The sequence below is a fragment of the Nodosilinea sp. LEGE 07298 genome (assembly GCF_015207265.1).
Classification (GTDB): Bacteria; Cyanobacteriota; Cyanobacteriia; order Phormidesmidales; family Phormidesmidaceae; genus Nodosilinea.
In genome coordinates, this window is record NZ_JADEXE010000339.1 from 1 (window position 1) to 6,711 (window position 6,711).

Genomic DNA, 6,711 nt, shown 5'->3' on the forward strand with positions numbered 1-6,711 from the left:
GAGCAGGGGGGGCTAGGGAGGCAAGCAATTCGGAATAGTGGCATATTTCAACCGTCGAGTACTAGAGCGTGCTTTAAACCCTCAAGTCATCATGGGAGTACAGATTAGGACTGCGCCTCAAAATAAAGTACCAGCTAGAGTAGCTACTCCATAATGGATTTCTGCCTGCGCGGGAATGACGTTGGGACTTTGAGTTTATCTGTCGCTGCGCCATAGCACTACAGCAACAATCATCACATCACTAGACTAAAAAATAGCCTAAAGAGAAAAATAAAGAGAATTTGACCAAAATTTTAAATAGCGTGCAAGCAATATCTGCAACTATTTTTTAACAAGAGAAAACGGGAAAAGATTACCCTCGCGGGTACCTCAGTTAGCCTAACCTAATTGTTATAGTCGATACATATAGCAAGATTCATGGTTACGAAGTTAGCCAAAAACCTCTTCAGGCAAAGGCTTCAGGGATTCAGGCGTGCTCCATAGTTATGCAATCTGCTATAGAAACTTCAGATCATCTTTCATCTCCGAATATTAAGCAAAAACACAAGCACAAACTTGTTTTCTATAGTCTTTGGAGACGTCAGCCGAGCTGAATACGTACATTTTTTTAGTAATAGGATGTTTGGTCATGCCTGTTAGTACTAATCTACAGCTAGAGCAGCTTCAGTTTCGCCCCGGTCTACTTAACATCAAGCCCACCATTACAGAAGATCCCTCGGTTGAAGAACTTGACGGTGAACTGCTCAAAATTGCAGAGGACGTTTTCAATGCGGCTAAATATACGGTGACCGCAGTCGCTGCCGAGCAAGATGCGCAGGTGCAGCCCGATAGTTTAGCCGCCGACTTTAAAGGGGCATTGAAGTCTGTAAAGCCGGAGATGCTTTCTCAAGCGAGAATCCAGGCCGCAGAGCTAGTAAAGGCCTCACCCACTGTACGACAAACCGTATTTGGTCGCTATGGACAACTGCCTTCACAAGCCGTTTTGAACAGCGGCTTTGAGCGGATAGATCAGGGTCTTACGCCTTTAAAGGTCAGCCCAAAACTGCTGGGATTACCGGAGGCACGGATTTCAGTTTCGCTTTCTGACATAACGGCTACTGATGGCGGGTTACTGATTCCTCAGGCCAATTTACGGGTTCCTGCGGCTGATTTTGAAAGCGCAGTGCACAATTCTCAAACGGCAGCGATTGAGTCAGGCGTGCTAGATAGCAACCGGTTCAGTCAGGTTTGGGGAGAAGTTTATGATGGCGATCCTTACAGCCCAATGGACTCTCCTGAAGATGACTTTGAAGGCCAGTCTACAACTGACAAACTCGGTTTGTACGTGCGAAAAATTAAGTGCGAAGACGAAACTAACCCTGAATGGTTAGGCGATGACGAGATTGCCCTAGCCGGGGTTTCTACCGACGAGGATGGCGACACCAAGAAGATTAATGAGCGCTATATTGGCGGTGGCTTTAAAGATGGCAAGGAGAAAAACTATAGCAGCTGGCGCTACCACATGTTTGGTATGCGCGAAGGTCGCTATTGGCCCAAAAAATATGGCGTAACATTCATCTTGGCCGAAAAGGACAATGGCGGTCTTTCTACTTTTCTCAACAATCTCTGGACGCGAATTCGAGACAAAGTGAAAGCTGCGATCGCGAAAGCTATTGAAGCTGCGGGTGGAGCGGTTGGAGCTATTTTTGGCTCTGCTGAAATCGGCGCAGCTATCGGCAGAGCGGTTGGTCAGCTAGTGGCCTGGGTGGTAGACAAGCTGGCGGGCTGGCTCATCAAGCTCTTGAAAGATGACATCTTCAAGCCCTACACCGCCTGGGTTACGGTGCCTTCTTTTGGAGCCCGCTGGAACTATCCCAATGGTCAGTGGGGCAATCCCTGGTCGCCGATTCGCACGGTTCGCTTTAGCGGGTTTGGCGGTCGCTACAGGCTCGACTACCAGTGGCATCTCTATGCGTAGTGGTTGAGTCATTGCTGCGATGTTGGGTGATACAAATCCTGGTTGCATACCCTCGATTGGTAGGGGCAAACGGTCGTTTGCCCCTGCGGGATACCGTTTTTGAGTTCGGATTGGGCATGAGTTACCTCTTGCCCAACATCGCTTACGGCTTTAGGTAACCCTTATGACAGCGTTTTACGATCATTCCACCGGTTCTATCAGCGATATTTTTTCCTCTGTTCATCAACAGATAGCAGAATTTTCACGGGTTAGTACTCAGCCTAATGCGCTGCGATGGCAGCCTGACTTCTACCAATCTACTGGTCAAGGCATTCGAATTGCATTATTAGACAGTGGTTTAGACTGGCTGCATCCTAGCCTGACGGGCTCAGATTTACAGGCCAAAAACTTTACCGGCAGCGGTTCGCTAGCGGATTCTACCGGGCACGGGACGCAAATGGCCGCTTTGTTGGTGGGTCAAGGGGGGCTCGTCCCTGACGCCAAACTGGTGTTTGGCAAAGTCTTTAAAGGCTCGCCGTCTGCCCATACCGAGTATTTTCTAGCCAAAGGTATTCGGTGGGCCATTGGTCAGCAGGTCGACATTCTCGCTTTGCCGTTAGGCCGATCTCGCCCGTCGCGAGCGGTGGCGCAGTCGATTGAGATGGCCCTTGCCAACGGTATTCGTATCTTTGCAGCAGCAGGCAATCGCGGCGCTGACCGGCTGTTGTTTCCGGCTAGTTTACCGGGTGTGATGGCAATTACTGGGGCAGATATCAGGGGGCAAAAACTGCCAGAGTGCACAGATTTTGAAACAGCAGACTGGATTACTCTCGGCCAGGTCACCTCGTTGTTGTCGCCGACAAATAGTACGGAGGGTAGACCTGCTGAGGTTTTGACGGGCTCTTCGCCTGCCACTGTGATTGCGGCTGCGATCGCAAGCCTAGCCCTCTCCATAGCCAGAGGTAGCTAAACCACTTTCTATCTACGTATCGGCTCTAAATACTATGCCTCAGCTTTCACTTGCAACCAAACTCAGCGTTGTTTTAGGGATAGACTTAACAGCCGCTGAGCGCATTGCCCACCATCAGGGCACGCTCGATGATTTGCAGCAGGCCCATCGGCAAAGCCATTTCCCTTTAGATACGCTGCTTCCCTGGCTACTTCAGCCCGAAAATCTGCAAGATTATCGCCTTAACCCAAACCAGATGAGCCCGGCTCAGCTACAGCGGCTCCCCGGATTAAATCTCGACAGACTGCCGCTGCTTCGAGAGAATCGACCGTTCTTCTCGCTCATCGAGTTTGCTCAGGTTTCACAGCTACCCCTCGACGTTCTCGAAACTCTGTTAGAACTACCAGACTACAGCTGGTTCGATAAACCCAAAGGAGAAACCGTCGCTGTTACGCCTGTGCCGGGGCTCTACAGCGCAATTACACAGTCTTCCGACTTTGAAACCGTCTCTATAGATGCGCTGACTGGGTTTACGGGCCGCACGCTGTCTATGGGCACTCAGCAAATTGCTGTAGTAGCGCCTTCCCCCTCGGCAGCGCCACAGCCCACGCCACTCAAGCATGCGCTGACCGGACGAATTTGCCCGGCGTTGCGGGATGCAGCAGGTATCGTACGATACGTTGTGCCCCTATCGGTTGATCTGTGGTTTGATCCCGCAACTAGCTGCGATCGCATTGATACCATTCTTACCACCCTCAACTTACAAATTACGCCTGACCAAACGGCTAGCCTGAGCGATTTGGGCTACATTCGTGCGCAGATTCCTGGCTGCCCGATTGATACCGATCCGCTCAGGGCGGTTTTAGAGGTCATTCAGCACGCTCAGCAATACTCAGAGCTGCGCTTTGCCGAGCCCGAACAGATTGGCCCAGCAGATTTTCCGCCTGACAACGCCCAGTTTGCCCAAGATAGCGACTTTGAATCGAGTCACCAATACTGGAACCATCACGCTATTCATCTAGCAGCGGCCCATCAGCTGACAACAGGGTCTCCCCATGTTACAGTCTTCATTGTGGATAGCGGTCTCGAAACCGAGCACCCTGCTTTGGCCACCGGCCTGCGGCAAGACTGGCCTGCTGTAGATCTCAACTTCGCTGTGGGACTCCCTGAGAGTGCTCTTTCCCCCCACGAGACTGGCGTCACTCACGGTACGCAGGTTGCCAGTATTGTCAGCGGTCAGGGCGCACGCCTCTCTAACAGCAGCTCAGAATCTGAGTCAGAGACGCATGTTGTGCGAGGTATTGCACCGGGGTGCACCGTGCTCCCCATCAAAATTTCGGGCTCCTTAGGCTATGGCCTCAGGGCAGCGGCGATTCTTCAGGCGATCGCGCTATTACCAGCTGGCGATCGCGGCATTATTAACCTCAGCTGGCGTATTCAAGGCGAGCACATTGGCATTCGCGAAGCGCTCATAGAAGCTGATCGTCAGGGCTTTGCCATTGTGACCTCCGCTGGTAACTATCAGCTCGGTGAGCCTCAGCAAGCCGACAAACTTCACTATCCTTCTGCCTATGCTCACCACTACCCCTATCTCAAGTCTCTCTGTAGCGTCGGTGCCACTACCGCAAGCAATACAAGAGCAGCCTATTCTTATTTCGGTTCAAGCAGCGTGACGGTGGCCGCGCCTGGAGGGGAATCAGGGCAGGCTGGAATTGCCCTCTATGCAGCTACGCCCATTGGCCAACATGCCTATGTTTGGGGTACCTCGTTCGCCGCTCCCCATGTGACTGGCCTACTGGCGCTAATGTTTTCGCTCAACCGACAGCTAAGTGCCACCGCCGCTATTGACCTAATTAAACAAACGGCACAACCTCTAAATGCCATCGCAGCCCAAGCGCTGGGAAGTGGTTTGATTGATGCTCGCGCCGCACTTCATGCCGTGTCTTTAAACGCTTTGCCTGAACCTGCTGCTGCTACAGTCGGTGAGGCAGCTGCCCCCGCAAAACTCAACTTAAACACAGCCAATGCCAATCAGCTAGCTAGTCTACCAGGCATGAATTCCTGGCGGATTGAGCACCTGCTCCGCTACCGACAAAGTCAGGGGCCGCTTACATCGGCATGGGATTTGCTAAAGACGGGGGCATTTAACCTATGGGTGATTTATCAGCTTATAGAGAAAGTTGACGTATAGCAGGCAGGAAACAAGGGGTCAGGGGCTTTGTTTTGAAGTGCGTCCCTTAGCTAACTAAATACGCCTTCAAATCGTTGCGGGCGTAGCGCAGTTTCTTGATGGCATCGCGCTCAATCTGGCGCACCCGTTCGCGGCTAACGTTGAGCTGCTGGCCCACCTTTGAGAGCGATAAGCCCTCGCCCGTGCCCAGGCCAAAGCGCAGCACCAGTACCTCACGCTGCTGCGGCGTCAGGCGATCGAGAATGCGGAAGATATCTTGCTGCAGGCTGTGTTGGGCAGCGTAGTCTTCGGGCGATCGCCCCTGGTCGTCTTCGAGCATGTCGGCCAGTTCGGTATCGCCCTTGTCGCCCACCATGGCGTTGAGCGACATCGGCTGCTGCGACTGCGACAAAAACTGACGCACCTGAGTAATCGGCATGTCCAAATGGTTGGCCACTTCTTCGAGAGTAGCCGTGCGGCCTAGCTCCTGAGCCAGGTGGCGCTGGGCGCGCTTGATTTTGGTTAGCTTTTCAAAAATGTGAATGGGCAGGCGAATGGCGCGGCTCTTTTCGGCGATCGCCCGGGTGACCGCCTGGCGAATCCACCAGTAGGCGTAGGTGCTAAAGCGAAAGCCCTTGGTGGGGTCAAACTTTTCTACGCCCCGCTGCAGGCCCAGGGTACCCTCCTGCACCAGATCCATCAGGTCGAGGTTGCGTTTAGTGTACTTCTTCGCGATCGAGACCACCAGGCGCAGGTTGGCCTCTACCATGCGACGACGGGCCGCCTCACCAGCCTCTAGCTCCTGATTTAAGTCATCCACCGACAGGTTAGCGGCAGTGGCCCATTCAGCTACCGAGGGTTCGTCGCCCGATGATTTGACAAGCTTGGCGGCGATCGCATTGAGCTGGTTTAACCGCTGCACCCGCTTGCCTAGAGAAATTTCTTCATCACGAGTTAGCCTGGGAATGCGGCCAATTTCCTTCAGATATGCCTGAACAGAATTGCTAGAGGTAGAAATAGCTTGAGCCATGGGAACATCAGTAGCGGCAATCGACTTAGATGCCACTATGACAAGGTCTGCGCCCAGATGCCTCTACCCTGAGGGGGGGCTAAAGATTCCTTAAGGGGTGCAATTGGCACCGTTGTACTGTACCTGCACCGGCAGCCAGTGAGCCTGCGGGTTGGGCAACGCCCCACTCTGGGCTTCGAAGGTCTGCTGTAGCGCCAGCTCTAACGCCTTTTCATCTAGCACTGTATAGCCGGTACTGTCGAGCAGCATTGGCTCTTTCACCAGTTCTCCGGTAGCCGATACAATCACACCCACCAGCCCCTCAGCCGGGACCGGATCTAGGCAGGTGTTGATTGGATAGGGAACCCGCAGAGGAGCGAGTTTGCGACCTAGTACCGGCACTTCGCGATCGCTGAGGCCCTGACTTTCGGCTTCTAGCCACTGAGGCACAACGGCCAAATGAAAATTCACGTCGTCGGTGCTCAGCGATTTAGCCTGCTGGTTGAACTGGTACTGGGCCGGGTCGCGCAGGCGATCGTCTAGGGTGAGCGGTGGCGGCTCTGAGGGCAGCGGCTCTAAGGCCATGACGTTTGGGGAGGGAGGAGCCGGAGTCGCCTGGGGCGGCGGCGTTGTCTGGGGAGTAGCTG

At 53.3% G+C, this 6,711-nt stretch carries 5 protein-coding genes; 3 read left to right on the forward strand and 2 right to left on the reverse strand.

Annotation, left to right across the window (positions count from 1 at the left end):
- The first annotated feature begins 628 nt into the window (after nucleotides 1–628).
- The 3 genes from IQ273_RS28630 (at nucleotide 629) to IQ273_RS28640 (ending at nucleotide 5,076) form a co-directional block, all read left to right on the forward strand.
- The gene (locus IQ273_RS28630; RefSeq protein ID WP_194026517.1) at nucleotides 629–1,957 is read left to right on the forward strand and encodes a hypothetical protein; all 1,329 of its coding nucleotides are present in this window, start codon (nucleotides 629–631) and stop codon (nucleotides 1,955–1,957) included.
- A gap of 163 nt (nucleotides 1,958–2,120) precedes the next feature.
- Nucleotides 2,121–2,906, forward strand: a complete 786-nt coding sequence (locus IQ273_RS28635; RefSeq protein WP_194026518.1) for a S8 family serine peptidase — start codon at nucleotides 2,121–2,123, stop codon at nucleotides 2,904–2,906.
- 34 nt (nucleotides 2,907–2,940) lie between these two features.
- Nucleotides 2,941–5,076 carry a S8 family serine peptidase gene (locus tag IQ273_RS28640; RefSeq protein WP_194026519.1) on the forward strand — a complete coding sequence of 712 codons (2,136 nt, stop codon included), beginning with the start codon at nucleotides 2,941–2,943 and terminating at the stop codon, nucleotides 5,074–5,076.
- A gap of 46 nt (nucleotides 5,077–5,122) precedes the next feature.
- On the opposite strand, the gene IQ273_RS28645 is transcribed toward IQ273_RS28640, so the two are convergent.
- Complete coding sequence (locus IQ273_RS28645; protein ID WP_228054076.1) at nucleotides 5,123–6,085, reverse strand: RNA polymerase sigma factor, RpoD/SigA family; 963 nt, start codon at nucleotides 6,083–6,085, stop codon at nucleotides 5,123–5,125.
- Nucleotides 6,086–6,175: 90 nt separating this feature from the next.
- Nucleotides 6,176–6,711: hypothetical protein (locus IQ273_RS28650; RefSeq protein WP_228054078.1), on the reverse strand; the 536-nt coding region annotated here is incomplete at its 5' end.

Bases quoted from the DNA above. Each gene is read 5' to 3' on its own strand.
- IQ273_RS28640 (WP_194026519.1), top strand. From the start codon at position 2,941: ATGCCTCAGCTTTCACTTGCAACCAAACTCAGCGTTGTTTTAGGGATA.
- IQ273_RS28635 (WP_194026518.1), top strand. From the start codon at position 2,121: ATGACAGCGTTTTACGATCATTCCACCGGTTCTATCAGCGATATTTTT.
- IQ273_RS28630 (WP_194026517.1), top strand. From the start codon at position 629: ATGCCTGTTAGTACTAATCTACAGCTAGAGCAGCTTCAGTTTCGCCCC.
- IQ273_RS28645 (WP_228054076.1), bottom strand. From the start codon at position 6,085: ATGGCTCAAGCTATTTCTACCTCTAGCAATTCTGTTCAGGCATATCTG.